This is a genomic window from Herbaspirillum sp. AP02, assembly GCF_015767275.1.
Classification (GTDB): Bacteria; Pseudomonadota; Gammaproteobacteria; order Burkholderiales; family Burkholderiaceae_D; genus Herbaspirillum.
The window spans coordinates 914,984-938,494 of the sequence record NZ_JADWMY010000001.1 but is presented as its reverse complement, the minus strand read 5'-3'; the positions used below and the strand labels follow the sequence as shown (position 1 = coordinate 938,494).

Annotated in this window: 18 protein-coding genes; 13 read left to right on the top strand and 5 right to left on the bottom strand. The window is 64.6% G+C overall.

The window, feature by feature from the left end; all coding sequences use genetic code 11:
* The first annotated feature begins 8 nt into the window (after positions 1-8).
* Entirely contained in the window at positions 9-7,994 is a 7,986-nt protein-coding gene (locus I5R65_RS04200; protein WP_180667523.1) for an S-layer family protein, read from the top strand.
* A 30-nt stretch (positions 7,995-8,024) separates the two neighbouring features.
* On the opposite strand, the gene I5R65_RS04195 is transcribed toward I5R65_RS04200, so the two are convergent.
* Complete coding sequence (locus I5R65_RS04195; RefSeq protein WP_180667525.1) at positions 8,025-9,521, bottom strand: PLP-dependent aminotransferase family protein; 1,497 nt, start codon at positions 9,519-9,521, stop codon at positions 8,025-8,027.
* Positions 9,522-9,689: 168 nt separating this feature from the next.
* On the opposite strand from I5R65_RS04195, the gene I5R65_RS04190 reads away from it, so the two are divergent.
* The 6 genes from I5R65_RS04190 (at position 9,690) to I5R65_RS04165 (ending at position 14,674) form a co-directional block, all read left to right on the top strand.
* Positions 9,690-10,781, top strand: coding sequence for a threonine dehydratase (locus I5R65_RS04190; RefSeq protein ID WP_180667526.1), 1,092 nt, complete (start codon positions 9,690-9,692; stop codon positions 10,779-10,781).
* Positions 10,778-11,377: a LysE family translocator gene (locus I5R65_RS04185; RefSeq protein ID WP_180667528.1), complete on the top strand. Its 600-nt coding sequence runs from the start codon at positions 10,778-10,780 to the stop codon at positions 11,375-11,377. The genes I5R65_RS04190 and I5R65_RS04185 overlap by 4 nt, the downstream gene beginning before the upstream one ends.
* Positions 11,378-11,479: 102 nt before the next feature.
* The gene (locus I5R65_RS04180) at positions 11,480-12,400 is read left to right on the top strand and encodes a DMT family transporter (RefSeq protein ID WP_180667529.1); all 921 of its coding nucleotides are present in this window, start codon (positions 11,480-11,482) and stop codon (positions 12,398-12,400) included.
* 162 nt (positions 12,401-12,562) lie between these two features.
* Positions 12,563-13,021 carry a RidA family protein gene (locus I5R65_RS04175; protein ID WP_180667530.1) on the top strand — a complete coding sequence of 153 codons (459 nt, stop codon included), beginning with the start codon at positions 12,563-12,565 and terminating at the stop codon, positions 13,019-13,021.
* A gap of 107 nt (positions 13,022-13,128) precedes the next feature.
* Positions 13,129-14,325 (top strand): PLP-dependent aminotransferase family protein, encoded by a 1,197-nt coding sequence (locus tag I5R65_RS04170; protein ID WP_180667531.1) that lies wholly within the window; start codon positions 13,129-13,131, stop codon positions 14,323-14,325.
* Positions 14,326-14,344: 19 nt separating this feature from the next.
* Positions 14,345-14,674, top strand: coding sequence for a DHCW motif cupin fold protein (locus I5R65_RS04165; protein ID WP_180667532.1), 330 nt, complete (start codon positions 14,345-14,347; stop codon positions 14,672-14,674).
* A gap of 73 nt (positions 14,675-14,747) precedes the next feature.
* Here I5R65_RS04165 and I5R65_RS04160 read toward each other — a convergent pair whose 3' ends face one another.
* Positions 14,748-15,860: an MBL fold metallo-hydrolase gene (locus tag I5R65_RS04160; protein WP_231395047.1), complete on the bottom strand. Its 1,113-nt coding sequence runs from the start codon at positions 15,858-15,860 to the stop codon at positions 14,748-14,750.
* Between the two features lie 115 nt (positions 15,861-15,975).
* Complete coding sequence (locus tag I5R65_RS04155) at positions 15,976-16,359, bottom strand: tautomerase family protein (protein WP_180667534.1); 384 nt, start codon at positions 16,357-16,359, stop codon at positions 15,976-15,978.
* Between the two features lie 196 nt (positions 16,360-16,555).
* Here I5R65_RS04155 and I5R65_RS04150 point away from each other — a divergent pair, with 196 nt between their 5' ends.
* Positions 16,556-17,401, top strand: a complete 846-nt coding sequence (locus I5R65_RS04150) for a LysR family transcriptional regulator (protein WP_180667535.1) — start codon at positions 16,556-16,558, stop codon at positions 17,399-17,401.
* An 18-nt stretch (positions 17,402-17,419) separates the two neighbouring features.
* Here the strand turns inward: I5R65_RS04150 and I5R65_RS04145 are convergent, their stop codons facing one another.
* Positions 17,420-17,872: a carboxymuconolactone decarboxylase family protein gene (locus I5R65_RS04145; protein ID WP_180667537.1), complete on the bottom strand. Its 453-nt coding sequence runs from the start codon at positions 17,870-17,872 to the stop codon at positions 17,420-17,422.
* 99 nt (positions 17,873-17,971) lie between these two features.
* Entirely contained in the window at positions 17,972-19,444 is a 1,473-nt protein-coding gene (locus I5R65_RS04140; RefSeq protein WP_180667538.1) for a PLP-dependent aminotransferase family protein, read from the bottom strand.
* A 96-nt stretch (positions 19,445-19,540) separates the two neighbouring features.
* Here I5R65_RS04140 and I5R65_RS04135 point away from each other — a divergent pair, with 96 nt between their 5' ends.
* The 5 genes from I5R65_RS04135 (at position 19,541) to I5R65_RS04115 (ending at position 23,510) form a co-directional block, all read left to right on the top strand.
* Entirely contained in the window at positions 19,541-20,026 is a 486-nt protein-coding gene (locus tag I5R65_RS04135; protein WP_180667540.1) for a GNAT family N-acetyltransferase, read from the top strand.
* Entirely contained in the window at positions 20,023-20,640 is a 618-nt protein-coding gene (locus I5R65_RS04130) for an FMN-dependent NADH-azoreductase (protein ID WP_180667542.1), read from the top strand. Before I5R65_RS04135 ends, I5R65_RS04130 begins: the two co-directional genes overlap by 4 nt.
* A 158-nt stretch (positions 20,641-20,798) precedes the next feature.
* Positions 20,799-21,257: an Hsp20 family protein gene (locus I5R65_RS04125; protein WP_180667543.1), complete on the top strand. Its 459-nt coding sequence runs from the start codon at positions 20,799-20,801 to the stop codon at positions 21,255-21,257.
* Between the two features lie 278 nt (positions 21,258-21,535).
* Complete coding sequence (locus I5R65_RS04120; RefSeq protein WP_180667545.1) at positions 21,536-21,904, top strand: Hpt domain-containing protein; 369 nt, start codon at positions 21,536-21,538, stop codon at positions 21,902-21,904.
* A gap of 160 nt (positions 21,905-22,064) precedes the next feature.
* The gene (locus I5R65_RS04115; protein ID WP_180667547.1) at positions 22,065-23,510 is read left to right on the top strand and encodes an efflux transporter outer membrane subunit; all 1,446 of its coding nucleotides are present in this window, start codon (positions 22,065-22,067) and stop codon (positions 23,508-23,510) included.
* The last annotated feature ends 1 nt before the right edge of the window (position 23,511 follow it).

Below are 23,511 nucleotides of genomic sequence, written 5' to 3'. Positions count from 1 at the left end.
GAGGAAACATGGCAACCGCAAGCTCATCACAAGCGAACTCCGCGGACAAGGTCACCGGCCCGGTACGGGTGGTGATGCCCGACCAGGCCGGCAGCTTCCAGGTCAGCGCCACCCGCGCCGCCGTTCAGCACGTCCAGGTGGTGGACGTGGACATGGTGCTGCACATGGCCGATGGCACCAAGGTGGTGCTGGCCGGTGGCGCCATCGAGGCGATGGACGACAAGTCCAAGGTCAAGTTTGCCGATACCAGCGCCGACACCGGCAAGCTGCTCGATTCGGTGGGCAAGATCGCGCTCAAGCCCAACGACCAGTCGCGCATCCTCAATTCCGATCCGGTGGCGGCCCCGACCAATGTGGCGCCGGCCCAGCAGGTCACGGTGGACCGCAATGCAGCCAGCATCGGCAACGATGGCGGCAGCCAGTTTTCCCAGATCATCAGCGAGAACTCGGCTTCGCTCACCACCAGCAGCACAGGTACCTCCAAGACTGGCGGTTCGGCCGGTGCTGTAGTGGGTGGCGACACTACCCACGCAACGGAGGGGGCCACCGCAGTTGCATCGCAGAACGCGACGGCCAATACGCCGCCGGTATTCGCACCGCCGGTCAGACCGGCCGAGCCCCAGGTCCCGCCCGAGCGACCCGGTTCGATTCCTTCGCCACCGATCCAGGTCGACCCCTCGCAGCCGGCCATGGCCATCAAGCTGGTCAACCTGGCGACCATCACCCAGACCGGCGATGTGCTCTACGGCAGTGGCGGTATTGCGCAATCGGCCACCGACGCCGGCCTGCCGTTGCAGTTCAGCACCCAGGTGATCAACGCCGGCAATGATGTGCGCACCATCTATGCCGCCGGCAACAATGCCGGCACCTTCATCAAGGTGTTCGACGTCACCATCACCGGCAACGGCAATGTGGTGTCGGTGATCGTCTCGGGCGTGCCGGCCAACATGTCCATCGTCAACGCCACCGACCTCGGTGGTGGTCGCTATGAGATGACGGTGGCGGCCGGCCAGACCGATTTCCCGATGCAGTTGCAGTACAACACGGTCGAGGCCAATGCTTCATCGCCGGTGCACCAGGCCTTCGATCTCACCTTCACCACCACGGTCTCGACCTCGCGCGGCCCGCAGACCCTGGTCGATGTGCGCCACGTCGCGGTCAAGGACGCCACCACCTATGGCGATTTGAGCTACCTCGATCCGGCCACCGGGGACCCGGTGCTGGTGTTGCCGGCCCAGGGCGAGCCGCACGAGGTACACGCCGGCAACGGTGGCGTCACCATCTACGGCAGCAATGCCAATGACCTGCTCTATGGCGGCAGCGGCAACGACATCATCTACGGCGGCAGCGGCAATACCTTCTTCCAGGGCGGTGCCGGCGCCGACCAACTGGTGGGTGGTGTCAACAGCACCGGTACCAACGTCAACACGGCCAGCTACGCCGGCTCCAGCGCCGGCGTGACGGTCAATCTGGTGACCGGCCTGGGCAGTGGCGGCGACGCCCAGGGCGACCAGCTCTCCAACATCCAGAACCTGCGCGGCAGTGCCTTCGACGATACCTTCGTCGCCAATGCCGTGGTCAACCGCCTGGATGGCGGCAGTGGGGGTTCCGATACGGTGTCCTACGTGTCCTCGAATGCGGCCGTGACGGTCAACCTGATCACCGGTACCGGGGCGGGCGGCTACGCCCAGGGCGACACCTATACCCATATCCAGAACGCCATCGGCAGCGACTACAACGATCTCTTCGTGGCCAGCAGCGATGCCAACCGCTTCGATGGCGGCTTGGGTTCGAACACCGTGTCCTACGCCAATTCCAATGCCGGCGTGAATGTGAACCTGCAAAGCGGCCTGGGGAGCGGCGGGGCAGCGGCGGGCGACAGCTACGTGCGCATCCAGAACGTCATCGGCAGCGCCTATGACGATACCTTCGTGGGCAACGTAGACGTCAATACCTTCGATGGCGGCACTGGCGGCAACGACACGGTCAGCTATGCCGGCTCCACCACCGGCGTGTCGATCAACTTCGTCTCAGGACGCGGTACCGGCGGCTATGCCGATGGCGACAGCTATAACCACATCCAGAATGCCATCGGCTCGGCCTTCGACGACGTCTTCATCGTTGGCGTGGATACGCGCCGCATCGACGGCGGCAGCGGTGGCTCCGATACCCTGAACTTCGGGGCTTCCACCGGCGCGGTCAACATCAACATGATCACCCAGGCCGGCAGCGGCGGGTATGCGCAGAACATCAGCTTCGCCAACATCCAGAACATCGTCGGCAGCTCGTATTCCGACACCTTCACCGCAAGTGCCGCCGCCAACAATTTCAATGGTGGCCTGGGTGGCTCGGATACGGTGAGCTACGAGTTTTCCACCAGTGCCGTGACGGTCGACCTGACCCACACCGACGGCACCGGCACCTCCGGCGGCTATGCCCAGGGCGACGTGCTGGCGCACATCCAGAACCTGATCGGCAGCGCCTACGACGACACCTTCATTGCCAGCGCCGACGTCAATAATTTCGACGGCAAGGGGGGCTCCAACACGGTCAGCTACCTCTACTCGACTGGCGGCGTCACGGTGGATCTGACCAATACCATCGGCACCGGTACCGGCGGCTACTATGCGGCGGGCGATTCCTTCACCAATATCCAGAACCTGATCGGCAGCGTCTACGACGATACTTTCGTCGCCAGTTCCGCCGCCAACAGCTTCGACGGCGGTGGCTCGAACCACAACCGCGTCAGCTATGCCGCCTCCAGCACCGCCGTGACGGTGGACCTGAACTACACCGATGGCACCGGCACCTCCGGTGGCTACGCGCAGGGCGACAAGCTGGTCAACATCCAGGACCTCACCGGCGGCGGCGGCAATGACCTCTTCGTGGCCAACCTGGCGGCCAACAACTTCGATGGCGGCGCCGGTTCCAATACGGTCAGCTATGCCCGTTCCAACGGCGCCGTGACGGTCGACCTGGTGCAGGGCAGTGGCAGCGGCGGCTATGCCGACAACGATACCTACGTCAATATCCAGAACGTCATCGGCAGCGACTACAACGACCTGTTCATCGCCAACCTGGCGGCCAATGCCTTCGTTGGCGGCGCCGGCAACAATACCGTCAGCTATGCCAAGGCCAGCGATGGCAACGGTGTCACGGTCGACCTGTTCCATGGCACCGGCAGTACCGGTTTTGCCGCAGGCGACACCTACAGCGGCATCCAGAACGCCATCGGCAGCGCCTATGACGACACCTTCATCGCCGACAACAACACCAACGTCTTCAATGGTGGGCTGGGTTCCAACACGGTCAGTTATGCCTTCTCGACCGGTACGGTGACGGTCAATCTGGTCACCGGCGCCGGCAGCGGCGGCTTCGCCGCCGGCGACAGCTATACCGCCATCCAGAACGTGGTGGGTTCTTCCCAGGACGACCTGATCATCGCCAGTGCCGAGGCCAACAGCATTGACGGCGGCAGCAGCACGGCCACGTCCCACAATCGGGTCAGCTATGCCAGCTCGGACGCCGCCGTCACGGTGGACCTGAGCTACACCAACGGCACCGGCACCTCGGGCGGCTACGCGGCCGGTGACAAGCTCTCCAACATCCAGGACCTGACCGGCAGCATCTACGACGACACCTTCGTGGCCAGCCTGGCGGCCAACAACTTCGACGGTGGCGGTGGCTCGCTGCACAATCGCGTCAGCTATGCGCATTCCACCAGCAGTGAAACCATCAACCTGTTTACCGGTGCCGGCAGCGGTACCTATGCCCAGAGCGACACCTATACCAACATCCAGGACGTGACCGGCGGCACCGGTGACGACCTGATCATCGCCAACGCCGCCGCCAACAACATCGACGGCGGTGCCAGCACGGCTGCCTCGCACAATCGCGTCAGTTACCAGAACTCCACCGTCTCCGAAACGGTGGACCTGTTCAACGGCGTGGGGACCGGTGGTGCCGGCAGCCTGGCCAACGGCGACACCTATGCCAACATCCAGGACGTCACCGGCGGTAGCGCGGACGACACCTTCATCGCCAGCGCCGCTGCCAACAATTTCGACGGCGGTGGTGGCACCCATAACCGCGTGAGCTACGCCAATTCCAGCGTGGACGAGACCGTCAACCTGGTCACCAGCCTGGGCAGCGGCGGCACCGGCAGCCTGGCCAATGGCGACACCTATGCCAACATCCAGGACGTCACCGGCGGCAGCGGCAACGATACCTTCTATGGCAATACCGCCGCCAACCGCTTCGATGGTGGTGGCGGGCTGCATAACCGGGTCAACTACAGCAGTTCCACGGTGTCAGAGACGGTCAACCTGTTCAACGGCACCGGCACGGGCGGCACCGGCAGCCTGGCCAACGGCGACACCTATGCCAACATCCAGGACGTCACCGGTGGCACCGCCGACGATATCTTCATCGCCAGTGCGGCTGCCAACTTCTTCGATGGCGGCACCGGCTCGCTGCATAACCGGGTGAGCTATACCAATTCCACCGTCGACGAGACCGTCAACCTGGTCACCGGCCAGGGTACGGGCGGCACCGGCAGCCTGGCCAATGGCGATACCTACATCAACATCCAGGACATCACCGGCGGTGGCGGCAACGATACCTTCTATGGCAATACCGCCGCCAACCGTTTCGACGGCGGGGGCGGCAGCCACAACCGGGTCAACTACAGCACCTCGACGGTGGCCGAGACCATCGACCTATTCGGTGGCACCGGTACCGGCGGTACCGGCAGCCTGGCCAATGGCGATACCTATACCAACATCCAGGACGCCACCGGCGGCACCGCCGACGATGTCTTCATCGCCAGTGCGGCGGCCAACTTCCTCGATGGCGGCACGGGTTCGCTGCACAACCGGGTCAGCTACACCAATTCCACCGTCGACGAAACGGTGAACCTGTTCAATGGCACGGGCAGTGGCGGCACCGGCAGCCTGGCCAATGGCGACACCTATGCCAACATCCAGGACGTGAGCGGCGGCAGCGGCAACGACACCTTCGTCGCCAGCGCGGCGGCCAACCGTTTCGATGGCGGCGGCGGTACCCACAACCGGGTCAGCTACAGCAATTCCACGGTCGATGAAACGGTCAACCTGATCAGCGGGCTGGGTAGCGGCGGCGCCAATAGCCTGGCCAATGGCGACACCTACACCAGCATCCAGGACGCCACCGGCGGCAGCGGTAACGATACCTTCTACGGCAATACCGCCGCCAACAGCTTCGATGGTGGTGGTGGCAGCCACAACCGCGTCAACTACAGCAGTTCCACGGTGTCGGAAACGGTCAACCTGTTCAACGGTACCGGCACCGGCGGCGCCGGCAGCCTGGCCAATGGCGACACCTATGCCAATATCCAGGACGTCACCGGCGGCACCGCCGATGACGTGTTCGTCGCCAGTGCCGCAGCGAACTTCTTCGATGGTGGTACCGGCTCGCTGCATAACCGCGTGAGCTACACCAATTCCAGCGTCGACGAGACCGTCAACCTGGTTACTGGCCTGGGCAGCGGCGGCACCAACAGCCTGGCCAATGGCGACACCTACATCAACATCCAGGACATCACCGGCGGCGGCGGCAACGACACCTTCTACGGCAACGCTGCCGCCAACGCCTTCGATGGCGGTGGTGGTACGCATAACCGGGTGAACTACAGCACGTCGACGGTGGCCGAAACCATTGACCTGTTCAACGGCACCGGCACGGGCGGTACCGGCAGCCTGGCCAATGGCGACACCTACACCAACATCCAGGATGCCACCGGCGGTACCGCCGATGACGTGTTCGTCGCCAGTGCCGCAGCGAACTTCTTGGACGGTGGCACTGGTTCGCCGCACAATCGCGTGAGCTATGCCAACTCCACCGTCAACGAAACCATCAACCTGCTCAGTGGCAGCGGCACGGGCGGTACCGGCAGCCTGGCCAATGGCGATACCTATGCCAACATCCAGGACGTGACCGGCGGCAGCGGCAATGACACCATCGTGGCCAATGCGGCCGCCAACTTCCTGGATGGCGGAGCCGGATCGAACACGGTCAGCTACGCCGGTTCCACCAGCAGCAACAGCGCCACTGGTGTGACGGTCAACCTCACCAGCGGCACCGGACTGGGGAACTACGCCCAGGGCGATACCTATGCCAATATCCAGAACGTCATCGGCAGCGACTGGGCCGATACCCTGACGGGCTTCTCCATGGTCGGCGTGATGTCGGTACTGACCGGCGGCAAGGGCGCCGACAGCATCACTGCCGACCTGGGCAATCGCGCCTATACCTATGCGTCCTATGCCGGGTCGTCCAACGGCGTGACCATCGACCTGAAGAACGGGACCGGTACCGGCGGCGACGCCCAGGGCGATACCCTGTTCAACATCGATAACGTCATCGGCAGCAACAACGACGATACCTTCCTGGCCAGCGCTGCAGTCAACATCCTCAATGGCGGCACTGGCGGTTCGGACACCGTCAACTATTCGCTCTCCACCAGCAGCGACGGTACCAACGGCGTGAATGTGGACCTGTCCACGGCCACCGGTACCGGCAGCGGCAACTATGCCGCCGGCGATCTCTACACCAATATCGAGAACGTGGTGGGCAGTGCCTTCAATGACGTGCTCAAGGGATTCTCCACCGCCGGTACACGCTCGGTGCTGGAAGGCGGCGCGGGTGCCGACAGCATCACCGCGGTGGTCGGTAACCGGGGTTCGACCTTCGCGTCCTACGCCGGCTCGACGCTGGGCGTGACCATCGACCTGAAGAACGGCACCGGCACTGGTGGTGACGCCCAGGGCGATACCCTGTTCAACATCGACAACGTGATCGGCAGCGGCGCCAACGACCTCTTCAAGGCCAGCACCCAGGCCAACAACTTCGATGGCGGGGCCGGCGTCGATACGGTGAGCTATGAATTCGATACCGGTGGCGTGACGGTGGACCTGACCAATACGCTGGCCGCCAGCGGTCTCTATGCGCTCGGCGACAAGTTCACCAATATTGAAAACCTGATCGGCGGTTCCGGCAACGACACCTTCTATGCCAGTGCCGCCACCAATGCCTTCGACGGTGGCGCCGGCAACAATACGGTCAACTACGCGCGTTCGGGCGGGGTCGGCGTGACGGTGGACCTGTTCCACGGCACCGGTGCCAATGGCTATGCCGCCAACGACACCTACGTCAACATCCAGAACGTCACCGGCAGTGCCGGCGACGATACCTTCTATGCCAGCAGCGCGGCCAATGTCTTCAATGGTGGCGCGGGCGGCAGCGATACCGTCAGCTACCTGTATTCCACCAGCGGCGCGATCAATGCCAGCCTGGTGAGCGGCGGCAGCAGCGGCGATGCCAACGGGGACAGCTATGTCGGCATCGCCAACCTGGAAGGCAGCAGCAGCGTCAACAGCACCCTTGCCGGCAACAGCAGCGCCAATACCCTGACCGCACGCGGCAACGGCACCACCAACGTCCTCTCGGGCGGTGGCGCCAGTTCCGGCACCGATATCTTCAACGTGGTCGAGGGCGGGCACAATTCGGTGACGGTGGGCAGCGGCACGAATCTGATCAATGTCAGCGCCGGCCTGGGCAGTACCGCCGGGGCGCAGAGCGACATGGTCAACAAGAACACCGGCACCTCCAACATCGATTCCATCAATGGCGTGGCCGGGGTGACGACGCTGCATTTCGCCGACCTGGGCAATACCCTGAACCTGAGCAATTTCTCCAGCAAGGTCAGCGGCATCACCACCCTCGATGTCAGCGCCGGCAATGGCACCAACATCATCATCACGGCCCAGGACGTGATCAACATGGGCATGGTCAGCGGCGCCACCTCGCACCTGTTGACGGTGAAGATGAGCGGCAGCGAAAGCCTGCAGATCATGGCCAATGGGTCGGACCACTATGTCTATTTCCCCGGTACCACCGACTATGCCTTCTACAATGCCAGCAACCAGGAAGTGGCGCGCATCCACCTGACCAGCTGAGGTCCCGGTGGTTCGGGCGGGCGAGGGCGTTCAGCGCGCCATCGCCCGCTCCAGGAAGCGCCAGATGCCAGGATCGGACATGCTGGCCACGTTGATGCGCATGCGCGTGGACGGCAGCTGCGAGGGCGAAAACAGGCTGCCCGGCGCCAGCAGGAAGCCCTGTTCCATCGCCTCCTCGGTCATGCCATTGGTGTCGCGCCCGGTATCGACCCACAGGAACATCCCGCAGGGCGGCGGATCGCCCACTTCCATGCCCATGCGTTCAAGCTGGCGCAGCACCTTGTCGCGCGCGCCATTGAGCCGCGCCCGCAGCCGTTCGGCATGCTTGCGGTAATGCCCCTCCGATAGCACCTTGTAGGCCACGCGTTCGCCGATCTCGCCGGTGGTGAGGGTCGAGAGCAGCTTGCGGTCGGCCAGGCTGCGCGCCAGTTCGGCCGAGGTGGCGATGAAGCCCACCCGCAGGTTGGCCGACAAGGTCTTGGAAAAACCGCCCAGGTAGATTACCCGTTGCAGTTGGTCCAGCGCGGCGATGCGGGTCGCTGGTTGTACCGCCGAGCCGGGATGCATGTCGCAGTAGATGTCATCCTCGACGATGATGAAATCATGTTCTTCGGCGATGCGCAGGACCTGGAAGGCCTTGGCCGCCGACAGCGAGGTCGAGGTCGGGTTGTGCAGCACCGAGTTGATCACGTACAGCTTGGGCTTGTGTACCGCCGCCAGCTCGCGCAGGCGGGCGATGTCAGGGCCGTCGCCCAGGCGCGGGATGCCGACGATCTTGGCCCCCAGCGCGGCAAAGGAGCCGAACATCAGGAACCAGGCCGGGTCATCGACGAAGATCACATCCCCCGGCCGCAGGAAGTGGCGCGCCACCGTATCCAGTCCCTGGGTCACGCCGGTGGTCATCACGATCTGGTCCGGTGCGGCGGCGATTTCCAGCTCGGCCAGCTTCAGCTGCAATTGCTGGCGCAGCGGCAGGAAGCCCAGCGGCGTGCCATAGCCCAGCAGCAGGGAAGGGTTGTCGCGGCTGACGGCGCGCAGGGCGTTGGCGATCAGTTCGCCATCCAGCCAGTCCGGCGGCAGCAGGCCGCCACCGGGCATCTTGTGCGGCGGCATCTGGCGGAACATGTTGCGCACCAGCCAGACCACATCCAGTTCGCGACCGGCCTCGGCCACGGCTTCGGCCTGGGCGGCCGTGTGGCCATAGCCACCGCCCAGGGGCGAGCGTTCCTTGACGTAGAAGCCGGAGCCCCGGCGCGATTCCAGATAACCCTGGGCCACCAGGCGGTCATAGGCTTCCACCACGGTAAAGCGCGAAATCTCGTTGCCATCGGCGAACTGCCGGATCGAGGGCATGCGCACGCCGCTGCGCAAAAGCTTGTCGTCGATGCGTGCGCGGATGCCGCGCACGATCTGGTCTACCAGCGATTCACCGCTCTCGCGCAACAGCAGCGGCCAGCCGGGGAGGGCGCCGTCACCCTGGGGCATATCGGGTCTGACGCTGCGCAATTGCTTGACTGTATTGGTCATTTTGCCGTGACAATGTTTGGGATTATTTGGAAAAGTGTACAGGTACTGTATCGGTATTGTCGGCTAGGATGACTTCCAATACAAGAGCAAGCGTATCGCCGGGGCAAGCAAGCCGATCCAGACCATCCCGGCAGCGCCCGCAACCTGCATTCCGATAGGAGAACCTTCATGACCCAAGCCACTTCCGCCATCCACCGCCTGTTGCCCAGCCTGACCGAGATCGAACAGGCCGCCGGTATCGTCTACGCTGGCATGGCGCCGACACCGCAACTGTCCTGGCCGCTGCTGAACCAGGCACTGGGCGCGGAGGTCTGGGTCAAGCACGAGAACCATGCGCCCACGGGGGCCTTCAAGGTGCGCGGTGGCATGGTCTATCTGCATCACCTGGCCCGGCAGCAGCCACAACTGTCCGGCGTGATCTCGGCCACCCGCGGCAATCATGGCCAGTCGGTGGGCCTGTCAGCGCGGCGTTTCGGCATTCCCGCCACCATCGTCGTGCCCGAAGGCAACAGCCGCGAAAAGAATGCCGCCATGCGCGCCCTGGGCGTGGATCTGATCGAACACGGCCGCGAATTCCAGGACAGCCGCGAATACGCCCAGCAACTGGCGCAACAGCAGCAGTTGCACATGATTCCGTCCTTCCACCGCGACCTGGTGGCGGGCGTCTCGACCTACTGGATGGAACTGTTCGCCGCCCAGCCCGAACTGGACCTGGTGCTGGTGCCGATCGGCCAGGGCTCCGGCATGTGCGGCGCGGTAGCGGCGCGCAATGCGCTGGGCCTGAAGACCCGGGTGATCGGCGTGGTGTCGGCCCATGCGCTGGCCTACAAGTTGTCCTTCGAGGCTGGTCGCAAGATCGAGGCACCGGTCAGTACCTGTATCGCCGATGGGGTGGCCTGTCGCGTCCCCGATCAGGCCTCGCTGGAAGTGATGCTGTCCGAAGTGGACGAGGTCGTCGCCGTCACCGACGATGACGTCATGGACGCCATGAAGCTGGCCTTCATCGCCACCCACAACGTCGCCGAAGGGGCCGGTGCCTGTGCCCTGGCGGCAGCCATGCAACTGCGCACGCGCTTGCCGGGCAAGAAGATCGGCATCACGCTCTCCGGCGGCAATGTCGATCACGACGTCTTCGCCCGCGTGCTGGCCCGTGACAGTGCCGTGGCCGATGCCCTGCTGGCCCCGGCGCGGGTGGTGTCGCTGGTGCATGGGCATGCTCAACCGCATGAAGGCCAGCTTGCGCAGCGGAGGTCGGCATGATCGAGGCTTTGCTACCGCTGGTGTCGTTTGCCTTCGTCTCCTCGATCACGCCGGGGCCCAACAACATCATGCTGACCTCGTCAGGGATCTGGTTCGGCTTTCGCCGCTCGGTGCCGCATATGCTGGGCATCACCTTCGGCTTCGGCGTCCTGCTGGCGGTATGCGCCTTCGGTATAGGGGAACTGGTGGTGGCGCTGCCGCAGGTGGTGCTGCTGCTCAAGGCGGCTGGCTGCGCCTATCTGCTGTACCTGGCCTGGCAATTGCGCCGCATGGGCGTGGCCGGCACGGGGGAACGGGCGCTGCAGCCGATGTCCTTCGGTGCGGCGGCGATGTTCCAGTTCGCCAATCCCAAGGCCTGGGTAATGGCCATCACCGGTGCGTCGGCCTTCATGCCGTTGCTGCATAAGCATGCCGGATGGCTGGCAATCCTGATCTACTGCCTGGTGTTCTGCGCCATCAACCTGCCTTGCGTGTCGGTCTGGGCCGGTGCCGGAGCGGTATTGCGGCGCTATCTGGAGCGCCCGCTGTGGCGCATCGGCTTTGCCACGACCATGGTGGTGCTGACCCTCTATTCGGCGCTGGCGATCTGGCTGTAATGCGGCGATAGGTTGCGGCTGCCAGGGGCGTCAACGAAAGGGCAGGGCGCAGGTCATCTTTTATATCAATAAGACAACAGCGTACGCGGACAGGGGCATTTCATGCAGACAGGCAGCAAATCCGTTCTGGGCAGTCCATCGACCGGTGTCCCGGCCCGCCACGAAAGTCGTGGCATGTGGCTGGGCCTGATCGGGGTGGCGATCTTCAGTCTCACGCTGCCCTTTACCCGTATCGCCGTGGCCGAGCTCAATCCGGCCTTCGTCGCCTTCGGCCGCGCGGTGGTGGCCGGCGTATGCGCACTGGTGTTGCTGCTCTGGATCAAGGCGCCGCGTCCCACGGCTGCGCAACTGCGCGCCCTGGTGATCACGGCACTGGGCGTGGTGGTGGGTTTCCCGCTGTTTTCCTCGATCGCCATGCGCTATGTGCCGGCTGCGCACGGTGCCGTGGTGGTCGGCCTGCTGCCGCTGGCGACCGCGCTGTTCGGGGCGCTGCGTTTCGGTGAGCGGCCTTCGACCGGCTTCTGGCTGGCGGCGCTGGTGGGCTCGGGCATCGTGATCGGGTTTGCCTTGCACGAAGGCGGTGGCAGTTTCCACCTGGCCGACTTTGCCCTCTTTGCGGCCGTGATGGCGGCGGCCATGGGCTATGCCGAGGGCGGCCGGCTGGCACAGACCATGGGCGGCCAGAACGTGATCGCCTGGGCGCTGGTGGTGGCCTTGCCGGTGATGCTGCCGGTGTCGCTGTGGCTGGGCTGGCAATATGGCATCACCGCCTCGGCCCCGGCCTGGCTGGCCTTTGCCTATGTGTCGCTGTTCTCGATGTTCATTGGCTTTTTCTTCTGGTACAAGGGGCTGGCCCTGGGCGGCATCGCCCGTGTCGGTCAGGTGCAATTGTTGCAACCTTTCATGAGCCTGCTGGGGGCCGCCGTGATCGCCAATGAAGCCCTGGATGCGAGCAATATGCTCTTCGCGCTGGCGGTGATCGTGGTGGTGGCCATCGGCAGGCGCATGGCCGTACGCCGCTGAACGGCGTGGCGGGCGCGGCTGTGGCCGGGTTTGCGAGCCGAAATAGTTCAGACTGTACCGGGCTAAAACCTCGGAATTTTGAGATAATCGTCGACTTATTTTTCTTAACGCGCAGCGCCTGCGGCCTCAGCCGCGCGGGCGCTGTCCAACAGGGAGTACCGCATGTCCGTCTATGAAAAGCTGAAAGCATTGAACATCGAACTGCCCGCCGTGGCCGCCCCGGCAGCAGCCTATGTGATGTATGCACAAACCGGCAATACCGTCTTCCTCTCCGGCCACCTGGCCAAGAAGGATGGCAAGGTATGGGTCGGCCAGCTGGGACGCGACATCGGCACCGACGACGCCAAGCTGGCCGCGCGCGGCGTGGCCATCGACCTGATCGCGACCTTGCAGGCGGCCTGTGGCGGCGACCTGACCCGCGTCAAGCGCATCGTCAAGCTGATGAGCCTGGTCAACTCTACTGGCGAATTCACCGAACACCACCTGGTGACCAACGGCGCCTCGGAACTGATCGGCGAAGTCTTCGGCGAGACCGGCAAGCATGCCCGTTCCGCCTTTGGCGTGGCGCAACTGCCCATGGGCGCCTGCGTCGAGATCGAGATGATCGCCGAGATCGGCTGATCTACCGATCGATCGAGCGACCAGCACGGCCGCAGCATCCGCAGAGGCGCGCGGCCTGATTCACTCCGAATCACCCTGAACCACACAGACACAGAACACGGTACCGTATGAAACTCGAAAATCCTGCAGCACTGCAATGGCAGTTTTCCCAGCGCGCCGAAGCCATGAAGAGCTCGGCCATCCGCGAAATCCTGAAGGTGACCATGCGTCCCGACATCACCTCCTTCGCCGGAGGCCTGCCGTCGCCGCTGACCTTCCCGGTGGAGCACATGAAGGTCGCCTTCGACCGCGTGCTCACGCAACAGGGCAAGACCGCCCTGCAATACGGCCCCACCGACGGCTACCTGCCGCTGCGTGAATGGATCGCCGCGTCGCTGTCTTCCGACGGCGCCCAGATCACGCCTGACCAGGTGCTGATGGTGTCCGGTTCGCAGCAAGGCCTGGACCTGCTGGGCAAGGTGCTCATCGACGAAGGCAGCAAGGTGCTGGTCGAGACCCCCAGCTACCTGGGCGCGCTGCAAGCCTTCGCGCTGTATGGTGCCCAGTTCGAATCGGTCCCCAGTGACGAATTCGGCCTGCAGCCCGAGACCATCGAAGCCATCGCCGGTGGCGCACGCATGCTGTATTCGCTGCCCAACTTCCAGAATCCGACCGGCCGCACCTTGCCTACCGAGCGCCGCATGAAACTGGTGGAAACCTGCGCCCGCCTGGGCCTGCCCCTGATCGAGGATGATCCGTACGGCGCCCTGAGCTATCGCAACGCCCCGCTGCCCAAGATGCTGTCGATGAACCCGGCCGGCGTGATCTACATGGGTTCCTTCTCCAAGGTCTTGACCCCCGGCATCCGCCTGGGCTACGTGGTGGCACCGCGTCCGCTGATCCTGAAGATGGAACAGGCCAAGCAGGCCACCGACCTGCACACTGCGCAACTGACGCAGATGGTGGTGTACGAGGCCATCAAGGACGGCTTCCTGGACCAGCACGTGCCGACCATCCGCCAGCTCTACGGCGACCAGTGCCAGGCCATGCTGGACGCGCTGCAGCAGTATTTCCCGGCCAGCTGCTCCTGGAGCAAGCCGGAAGGTGGCATGTTCATCTGGGTCACGCTGCCCGAGCACCTCGACGCCGGCGCGCTGTTGAACGAAGCGGTGGAGCAGGAGAAGGTCGCCTTCGTCCCGGGTGCGCCGTTCTACGCCAACGTGCCGCAGAAGAACACCCTGCGCCTGTCTTTCGTGACCGTGCCGCCGGAACAGATCCGCGCCGGCGTGGAGCGCCTGGGCAAGCTGATCGCTTCCAAGCTGTAAGCAGGCCGGACAGGCGCGCATGAAGATATCCGACCTGTCCTTCGGCACCACCGACTGGAGCCAGATCGCGGCCACCGAGCATCCCGGCGTCACCGGCACGGCCTGGTGGCGCACCTGCCGCTTCGGTGACCTGCGCGTGCGCATGGTCGAGTACACCGCCGGCTACCTGGCCGATCACTGGTGTGTGAAGGGGCATATCCTGCTCTGTCTGGAGGGTGAACTGCACACCGAGCTGGAAGACGGGCGCAGCTTCGTACTCAAGCCTGGCATGAGTTACCAGGTCGCCGATGATGCGGAACCGCATCGCTCGTCCACCTCGGTCGGGGCGAAGTTGTTCATCGTGGACTAGCCGTTCCCAGCGTATCGTTGTGCGTCCAGATGCCCGCCCTCGAAACAGGGCGGGCATTTTTCATCTGAAGGGCTTAGCGCTCAAGCTTCAGCGTCTCTCCATGCTTGAGCGTGACGAACTGCTCCGGCGGCAGAGTGGCCTGCTGCATGGCCTTGGCCAGCGCCTGCGGTGGTTCGTCCAGCGGCTCATCGGCCAGTTCGAAGGTCCCCCAGTGGATACCGATGGAGCGTGTGGCGTGCACGTCACGGTGGATCTGCACCGCCTGTGCCGGGTCCACGTGCTGGCCCTGCATGAACCAGCGCGGCGCGTAGGCCCCGATGGGGATCAGCGCCAGGTCGACATGAGGGAAGCGTGCGCCGATGTCCTGGAAGTCCTTCGAATACCCCGTGTCACCCGCGAAATACACCGTGAACGGAGCACCGCGGTCAGCCTGGGCCGGTGCGGTGGCCTGCAGCACCCAGCCACCCCATAGCGTCTCGGAACGGTCGAACAGGCTGCGCGCCGACCAGTGGGTGGCGGGTACGAAAGTGATGTCCAGCCTGTCCAGGGAGGTCTTGTCCCACCAGTCCATTTCCCGCACGTTGTCGATGCCCAGCGCCACGAACCAGTCGCGTAATCCCAGCGGCACCAGGAACAGCGGCGGTCCACCTTCCTGCCGGTTCAGCTGTTCCACGCTGGCGCGGTCCAGGTGGTCGTAGTGGTTGTGCGAGATCACCACCAGGTCGATATGCGGCAGCTCGGCGATCTGCACCGGCAGTGGCACCTTGCGGCGTGGCCCGATGAAGGAAAAGGGTGAGGCCCGCTCCGAAAACATCGGGTCGGTCAGCACATTCTTGCCGCCCAGTTGCAGTAGCGCCGTGGCATGGCCGATCCAGGTCACACTGGGCATGTCGTGGTTGGCCTTGAGCCACCCCAGGTCAGGCTTGAGTACCGGGAAGCGGTAGTCGTTGGCGGGCGGCTTGGGCAAGCCCTGGGTCAGGCGTTCCCATTGCCACTTCAGGACGGAGGCACGCTCCGGCTGCGGGTAGTTGTTGCGGAAACCGGTCTCGGTGCGATTGGACTTGCCAGGGTCGTAGTACTTGCTGGAGGAGGAACAGGCCGTCAGCCCCGCCGCCAGCAGCAGCGCGGCGGTACAGCCGAAGAAACGGCGCAGAAGCGGATGGCGGCAGGATGTCGCAGGGGGCATGTGAGAGGCGCGGCGGTTGGCCGCGCATTGGCTGGGAGGAACGACATCCTAGCAGCAGCCGGCGCAGGGCGCAGGGGACGCGCATGTCTTGCGCCCCATTGCCAGGTGCGCTGTCTCAGAGCACGTACTGCGCCAGCCCGCGTCCGAAGGACCAGTTGCCCTTGTCACCTTCAAGCAGATGGATCAGCACATCGTCAGGATGGATGCCGGGATTGGCCTGCAAGCGCTCGACGATGCGCGCAAAGAGCGCATTCTTCTGGTCCTGGTTGCGGGTATTGCTGACCGACAGCTGGATGACCACGAAGTCATCCGAGCGCTCCATTCCCATGTAGCGGCGGTCGAAGATCAGGTCCTCGGGATCGTGCTGGCTCACGATCATGAAGAGATCGTCCTTGGGGACGTTGAAACTCTCGTGCATGGCCTGGTAGACGTTGTCGACGATGGCATCACGGTAGGCGCGGGGCTTGCCGCGCAGCAGGGATAGGCGGACCAGGGGCATGGTGTTCTCCTTGAGATCAGGGGGGAAGTGCTTGAAAAGCCGTGGGTCGCTTGAGCAGGCCTGCTCGTGTGCGAACCATGCAGTGCATGCTAAGCTCCTTTAATCATTTAAAAAACTGCTCATTGGTTATTTCAGTGATTTGAAATTCGAATCATTGAGAAATCCAATCCGCTATCAGACGCCTGGAGCCCACCCCATGGACCGCCCCCTGGAACTGGATGCCGTACAAGCCTTCGTGCTGGCGGCCGACCTGCAAAGCTTCACCCGCGCCGCCGAGGCGCTGGACAGCACGCAGTCCGCAGTCAGTCTCAAGCTCAAGAAACTGGAGCAGCGCCTGGGGCGTCGCCTGCTGGAACGCACCCCGCGCCTGGTACGCCTGTCTGCGGAGGGCCAGCAATTCCTGCCGGCCGCCCGCGAATTGCTGGCCGCGCACGAACGTGCCCTGGGCCGACTGGACCAGGGGCTGGTGCGCTTTTCGGTGGGAATCAGTGATCACGTGGCCGGTGCCGGCCTGCCACGCGCTCTGGCGCAGCTGCATGCCCATGATGCCGGCGTGATGGTGGAAGTGCGGGTGGGCTCGTCGCACGACCTCATGCCGCTCTATGAACGCGGCGAACTGGACGCCGTCATCGTGCGCCGCGAGCCGCAGGACCAGGGCGGTGAACTGATCATGCAGGAACCGATCGGCTGGTTCGCCCATCCCGAGGCGCAATGCCGGGTCGGGTCTGCCTTGCGGGTAGCGACTTTTTCCTCTACCTGCCGCATCCGTGAAATGTCGCTGCGCCGACTCGATGAAGCCGGTATCGCCTGGGTCGAGGTCTTCGTCGGCGGCGGCATCCTGGCGGTCGGCGCGGCGGTCAGCGCGGGCCTGGCGGTGTCGGCGCTGCTTCATCGCAGCGCACCGCCGGGGGCGGTGGAGGTGGGCCAACGGCTGGGCCTGCCCAGCTTGCCGCTGGCCCAGGTGATGCTGCATTCCCGCCTCAAGGAGACCCGGGCGCAGGCGGCATTGCGCACGCTGGTGGCCGCACTGAAGTCAGCCTGAGCCCGGAGTCGCCCTCCATCAGGCGCGCGCCGCCTGTGGCCGCATGCGGCCCGGGATGGCCAGGCGGTTCATGGCATTCATCAGGGCAATGGCGACCGTCAGTTCGCTGTACTCCTCGGGCGTGAAGTGCTGGATCACCGCCTGGTAATCGGCATCCGGCGCCGCCGTTTCATCGATGCGCGTCACCACTTCGGCCCAGGCCAGCGCAGCCTGCTCGCGGGGTGTGAAGAGGCTGCCGGCCTCGTGCCAGACCGGGACCAGCACCAGCTTGTCGATGGTCATGCCGCTCTTGAGCAGGTCGCGCGAATGCTTGTCGATGCAATAGGCACAGCCGTTGATCAGCGACACCCGCAGAAACACCAGTTCCACCAGATCGGCCGGCAGGCTGCATTGCTTGAGATGACGGTTCACGGCCAGCAGGCCGTCGTAGGCGGCGGTGGCGTTCTGGTAGAGATCGATACGGTTTGACATGGCGACAAGGCTCCTGGGGTGGATGGAAACGAGGCGCCATCATGCGCGCCCATGGCCCAGTCGATAAGTGCCAAGAATGAGGAATCGGACTAGGCCATGTCAGGAAGGTCCCAGCAGCGCCAGGATGCGTCGCCCCAGCTCACCGGCCTGGCGCCGGCTGTCGATATTGGTGAAGCTGAGCATGATCATCGGTGCCATCCCGGGGCGCGGCGTCAGCAGGCATTCCGACAGGGCGCGGCTGAACATGCCGTGCTGGCGCATCTTCTCGGCCAGCACCCGGTCCGAGCGGCGGCCCTGCAGGCGCAGCAGCAGATGCATGCCGCCAGGCGGTGAGTCGATGCGGACGTGGGCCTTCAATACCGCCTCCAGGCCGGCGATGGTCAGGATCCGGCGCTGTGCGTACAGGCGCCGCATGCGCTGGATGTGGCGGGCGAAATGCCCCTCGCCCATGAAGTCGGCCACGATATGCTGTGTCAGTGCCGGCGCGCCCCCGGAAAACAGCCGGGCACTGTCTTCGAAACGCTGTACCTGGGAACGCGGCACCACCAGATAGGCCAGCCGGATGGCCGGGAACAGCACCTTGCTGAAGGTGCCGGCATAGAGCACGCGGTCATCCCGGTCCAGGCTCTTGAGGGCGGGCAGGGGGCGGCTGACGTAGCGGTATTCGCCATCGTAGTCGTCTTCCACGATCCAGGCCTGCTGCCGTGCCGCCCATTCCAGCAGCGCCAGCCGCCGCGGCAGCGACAGGGCCACGCAGGTGGGGCTCTGGTGCGCCGGCGTGACCACCGCCGCCCGTGCGCGTGCGGCATGCTGCAGCCCGTGTTCCACCTGCATGCCCTCGGCATCGACCGGCACCCCCACCAGCTGCATGCCGGCTGCGCGCAGCAGGGCGCCGGTGGGCGCATAGCCGGGGTCTTCCACCCAGACCTTGTCGCCGGGTTTGAGCAGGGTACGCGTGATCAGGTTGAGGCTGTCGCGATACCCGGAGGTGATGAAGACCTGTTCCGGCCGGCAGTCCAGCCCCCGTGACAGCTGCAGATAACGCGCGATCTCCACGCGCAAGGCCATCAGCCCGGCGGGAGACGGGTAGAGCATGTCCACCGCTTGCGTGGCACGCGCGGCGCGAGCCGCCAGGCGCGCCCAGATCTTGCGCGGAAAGGCGTCCAGCGCCGGGATGCCCATCTGGAACGGACGCGGTCCGCGGGACTCGGCATTGCCCTCTTCCGGGTGGGTGGGGTAGCGCGCTGCGGCAGGCGCTGGCTGGGCGGTGATGGTGGCGGGCTTGCCGGCTGCTGTCGGCACCCTGGAATGCAGTCCGGCAGCGATCACGGTGCCGGCCTGTCCGCGTGCTTCCACGTAGCCTTCGGCGGCCAATAGCGAATAGGCCGTCTCCACGGTGCCACGCGCCAGTCCCAGTTCCGCCGCCAGCGCCCGTGCCGAGGGAATGCGGTCGCCCGGACGCAGCATTCCCGCCGCCACCGCGCTGCGCAGGCGCCCGTAGATCTGGCGGTAGTAGGGCTCGTCGGCAGCGCTGTCGAGGGTAATCAGGGGAGCAGAGGACGGTGTAATCATGGACCAGTCAAAATGTCATTTCTTGGATCTCCCGATTATGCCATCGGCTGGCTAGGATGAAGCTCCTTCCATTTCGATCGCATTGAGCTTTCTCCCATGAACCAAGCTTCCAAGATTGCCCCTCCTGGCCATTGGCATATCGCCGACAGCGCCTTGCGTTACGCCGATACCGAGGCCGACCGGCTGGCCTGCTTTGCCGTGATGCACGAACTGCGCCCGCACCTGCGCGACGCCGACGAGTTCATGCAGCGCACCGGGCGCGCCCGCGAGCAGGGCTATCGCATCCTGGCAGCCTGGGAGCAGGGTACGGTGGTCGCCCTGGCCGGTTACCGTTTCCAGGAGAATCTGGTCTATGGCCCCTTCCTGTACGTCGATGATCTGGTGGCCGCCAGCACGCAACGCGGCAAGCGTTGGGGCGAGCGCCTGCTCACCGCGCTCGAAGGCGTGGCCGCCGAGGCCGGCTGTGCGCGACTGGTGCTCGATACCGGCATGGCCAACGCGCTGGCGCAGCGCTTCTACTTCCGCCAGGGCATGCTGACCGGTGCACTGCGTTTCGGCAAGGCCATAGCAGGTGCGGCATGAAGATCCTGCATCTGCTTGCCTCGCCGCGCCAGGAGGCATCCAATACCTGGTGGCTCTCGCAGCAGATCGTCACCCGCCTGCGCGCCTTGCACCCGCAGGCGCAGATCGTGGTGCGCGACCTGCATGCCAGTGCCATTGGTCACGTCGATGGCGCCTATGCCGATGCGCTGGGCTCGCCCGCCTTCGTGGAGGACGCCGGTGCCGCGCAGGGGACACTGGCCCTGTCGGATCTCCTGATTGCCGAGCTGGAGGCCGCCGATCAGGTCGTCATCGGCACCCCCATGCACAACTACACCGTCCCCTCCGTATTGAAGGCCTGGATCGACCATGTGGTGCGGGTGCGCCGCACCTTCGGCATCACGCCGGACGGCAAGGTCGGCCTGTTGCGCGACCGTCCGGTGCACCTGGCCGTGGTCTCCGGCGGCCGCTTTACCGGCACGTTGGCGCGCCAGCCGGATTTCCTCACGCCTTACCTGAAGGTGGCGCTGGGGACCATCGGCCTGCATGACCTGCGCCTGACGGTGATGGAGGGACTGGCAGCGGGCGCACAGGTGGTGCGCAGCGAGCGCGAGCGGGTCGCGATGGAGCTGGATCGGCAATTTTCAAGAGCCTGAGACCGCTTTTCCGGGAAGAAAACCGGGCGACAGGGGCGCCCGTATTTTTTCGAAAAAAATCTCTTGAAAACCCAAAATGCCATCCCTAGATCGGTACCAGCAGATGCTCGACGTTGAGGTCTGCCACGAAAACATCGCTTAACTGAAAGGATATTTTTATGCGTACTTTTGATCTCTCCCCCCTGTACCGTACCGCCATCGGTTTCGATCGCCTGGCCCAGATGTTCGACAACGCCCAGCGTACCGACCAGCCCAGCTACCCGCCGTACAACATCGAACTGGTGGCAGAAGACAAGTACCGGATCACGATGGCCGTCGCCGGCTTTGCCCGCAGCGAAATCGACATCGAGACCGAAAACGAAACTCTCAAGATTACCGGCCGCAAGCAGAAGGAAGACCAGCAGGTCAACTTCCTGCACCGCGGCATCGCCGCCCGCGATTTCGAGCAGCGTTTCCAACTGGCCAATCACATCAAGGTAGTCGGCGCCAATCTGGAAAACGGCCTGCTCAACATCGAGCTGGTGCGCGAAATCCCTGAAGCCCTGAAGCCGCGCAAGATCGAGATCGGCGCCGCGGATGGCAGCGACAACGTCCAGCGTCTGGAACGCGCTGCCTGATCGGCATCCACCACCCTGGGTGCCGGGCGCATCCGGGAGCCTGATTGAGCATGCCGCCCGCTAATTGCGGGCGGCTTTTTTGCGTCTATACCTAACACTTCTGATTGACTGTCGTAGCCGGCTTGGTTACGTTACAGGCGCGGCGAAAGAGTTTGCGTGAGTTTGCCGCACCCGCTCACGATCCGGCCCGTACCCATCGGCCCGGAGATGCTGCTCAAAAGAAATTGGCAACGAAGCAATATATTGCGTATATTGCGTCGGCCTCAGGGGAGAAACGCGTGAACGACAACCGATACCAGCACATCAATCCAGAGCCGCTGCTCGAGGCCATGGGGGGCGATGCGGCCGCCTGCCGTCACATGTTCGGCACCTTCGCCCAGAGTGCGCCGGCCACCTTCTCCCGGCTGGAGCAGGCCATCCACGCCGACGATGCGGCCCAGGTCAAGCGCGAGGCGCACAGCCTCAAGAGCATGACCGCCCTGGTGGGGGCGGGCGTGCTGACCGACATGCTCAAGAGCATCGAGACCCAGTCCCGCGCCGAACCACCAGTCAGCGCCCGGCCGCGTCTGGCAGAACTGCAGGCACTCTTCACCGACGTCGCCGCCGAGGTACGCCATTACGTGGACCAGGTCGGCGTGGCGCAGTAGGGCGGCGGGACAGCGTCTGCCTCCAAGGTCTCGATATTACTGACTCATCAGTCGGTAACCTGACGTACATCAATCAGGTTTTTGGTAAGCAACTTCATAATGTGGACACAAAAGACGAAGACTTTCGTCACCACATTTTCCGCTTCCGCCGATGCCCACGATGTGCGAGCCCCTTCCCAGAATGCGCCTGGCCGCGTTGCCGCTGTTGCTGGCATTTTTGCTGGCGGCCTGCCAGTCCATCGCGCCGGACTACCAGCGGCCCGCCGCGCCGGTGGCCTCGCACTACCCGCAGCAGCCTGACAGCACGGTGCCTGCCACGGCACCGCTGGACTGGAGGGCCACCTTCAGTGATCCTCAACTGCAGACCCTCATCAGCCTGGCCCTGGCCAACAACCGCGACCTGCGGGTGGCCGCCTTGCGGGTGGAAGAGGCCATGGCGCTCTATGGCATCCAGCGTGCGGACCTCTTTCCCACCATCGGCGCACAGGTCGGCCTGGACCGTTCGCGTACCCCGGCCGATCTCAACCTGACCGGACGACCGCTGGTCGGTAGCGCCTATCAGGCAGGGCTGGGCCTGAGCAGCTGGGAGATCGACCTGTGGGGCCGTCTGCGCAGTCTGGATGATGCGGCCCTGCACACTGCCCAGGCCAGCGAAGCCACGCGTCGCGCCACCACCCTGAGCCTGGTCACGCAAGTGGCCGATGCGTATCTGGAACTGGGCGAGCTGGACGAACGCCTGGCCATTGCCAGCGACACCATTGCCAGCCGCCAGGAGAGCTATCGCATCTACGCGCGGCGGGTGGAAGTGGGAGCAAGTTCGCGCCTGAACCTGACACAGATCGAAACCCTGCTGACCCAGGCCCAGGCCTTGGGCGCACAACTGGAGCAACTGCGCGCCCAGCGCTTGAATGCCTTGACGCTGTTGGTGGGTAGCCCACTGGCACTGGCACCGGGACAGGCGCGCAGCGTGCTGGACACGGTCTTCCCCGCTTTGCAGCCGGGCCTGCCTTCGCTGTTGTTGACGCGGCGGCCCGACGTGCTTGCTGCCGAATACCGCCTGCAGGCGGCCAATGCCAATATCGGCGCAGCGCGGGCGGCGTTCTTCCCGTCGATCTCGCTCACCGGCCAGGTCGGCAGCGCCAGTGCTGAATTGAGTGGCCTGTTTCGCGATGGCAGCCATGCCTGGAGCTTTTCGCCCAGCATCACCTTGCCGATCTTCACGGCCGGTCGTCTGCGCAACAATCTGGCGCTGTCCGAGATCCGTCGCGATATCTCGGTGGCCAATTATGAAAAGACCATCCAGGCTGCCTTCCGCGAGGTGGCCGATGCCCTGGCCGCCCGCCAGTGGTTGACGCGGCAACTGGCCATCGCCCAGACCGCCGTGACCGTGCAGGCCGAGCGGGCGCGCCTGTCCACACTGCGCTATGACAACGGCGCCGCGCCATTCCTGGATGTGCTCGATGCCCAGCGCGACCTGCTCAGCGCGCGCCAGCAACTGGTGCAGACCCGGCGCGCTGTGCTGTCGTCCTCCGTGGCGCTGTATGCGGCCCTGGGCGGTGATGCCAGCCAAGCCGGCGCTGCCACCCCTCTTCGTCCCGGACCCTGAT

Excerpts from the sequence above, each read along its gene's own strand:
- I5R65_RS04155 (WP_180667534.1), bottom strand. The coding sequence starts at position 16,359 with ATGCCCCTGGTCCGCCTATCCCTGCTGCGCGGCAAGCCCCGCGCCTAC.
- I5R65_RS04115 (WP_180667547.1), top strand. The coding sequence starts at position 22,065 with ATGTGCGAGCCCCTTCCCAGAATGCGCCTGGCCGCGTTGCCGCTGTTG.
- I5R65_RS04190 (WP_180667526.1), top strand. The coding sequence starts at position 9,690 with ATGACCCAAGCCACTTCCGCCATCCACCGCCTGTTGCCCAGCCTGACC.
- I5R65_RS04200 (WP_180667523.1), top strand. The coding sequence starts at position 9 with ATGGCAACCGCAAGCTCATCACAAGCGAACTCCGCGGACAAGGTCACC.
- I5R65_RS04135 (WP_180667540.1), top strand. The coding sequence starts at position 19,541 with ATGAACCAAGCTTCCAAGATTGCCCCTCCTGGCCATTGGCATATCGCC.
- I5R65_RS04185 (WP_180667528.1), top strand. The coding sequence starts at position 10,778 with ATGATCGAGGCTTTGCTACCGCTGGTGTCGTTTGCCTTCGTCTCCTCG.
- I5R65_RS04130 (WP_180667542.1), top strand. The coding sequence starts at position 20,023 with ATGAAGATCCTGCATCTGCTTGCCTCGCCGCGCCAGGAGGCATCCAAT.
- I5R65_RS04145 (WP_180667537.1), bottom strand. The coding sequence starts at position 17,872 with ATGTCAAACCGTATCGATCTCTACCAGAACGCCACCGCCGCCTACGAC.
- I5R65_RS04170 (WP_180667531.1), top strand. The coding sequence starts at position 13,129 with ATGAAACTCGAAAATCCTGCAGCACTGCAATGGCAGTTTTCCCAGCGC.
- I5R65_RS04165 (WP_180667532.1), top strand. The coding sequence starts at position 14,345 with ATGAAGATATCCGACCTGTCCTTCGGCACCACCGACTGGAGCCAGATC.
- I5R65_RS04180 (WP_180667529.1), top strand. The coding sequence starts at position 11,480 with ATGCAGACAGGCAGCAAATCCGTTCTGGGCAGTCCATCGACCGGTGTC.
- I5R65_RS04160 (WP_231395047.1), bottom strand. The coding sequence starts at position 15,860 with ATGCCCCCTGCGACATCCTGCCGCCATCCGCTTCTGCGCCGTTTCTTC.
- I5R65_RS04125 (WP_180667543.1), top strand. The coding sequence starts at position 20,799 with ATGCGTACTTTTGATCTCTCCCCCCTGTACCGTACCGCCATCGGTTTC.
- I5R65_RS04175 (WP_180667530.1), top strand. The coding sequence starts at position 12,563 with ATGTCCGTCTATGAAAAGCTGAAAGCATTGAACATCGAACTGCCCGCC.
- I5R65_RS04195 (WP_180667525.1), bottom strand. The coding sequence starts at position 9,521 with ATGACCAATACAGTCAAGCAATTGCGCAGCGTCAGACCCGATATGCCC.
- I5R65_RS04140 (WP_180667538.1), bottom strand. The coding sequence starts at position 19,444 with ATGATTACACCGTCCTCTGCTCCCCTGATTACCCTCGACAGCGCTGCC.
- I5R65_RS04150 (WP_180667535.1), top strand. The coding sequence starts at position 16,556 with ATGGACCGCCCCCTGGAACTGGATGCCGTACAAGCCTTCGTGCTGGCG.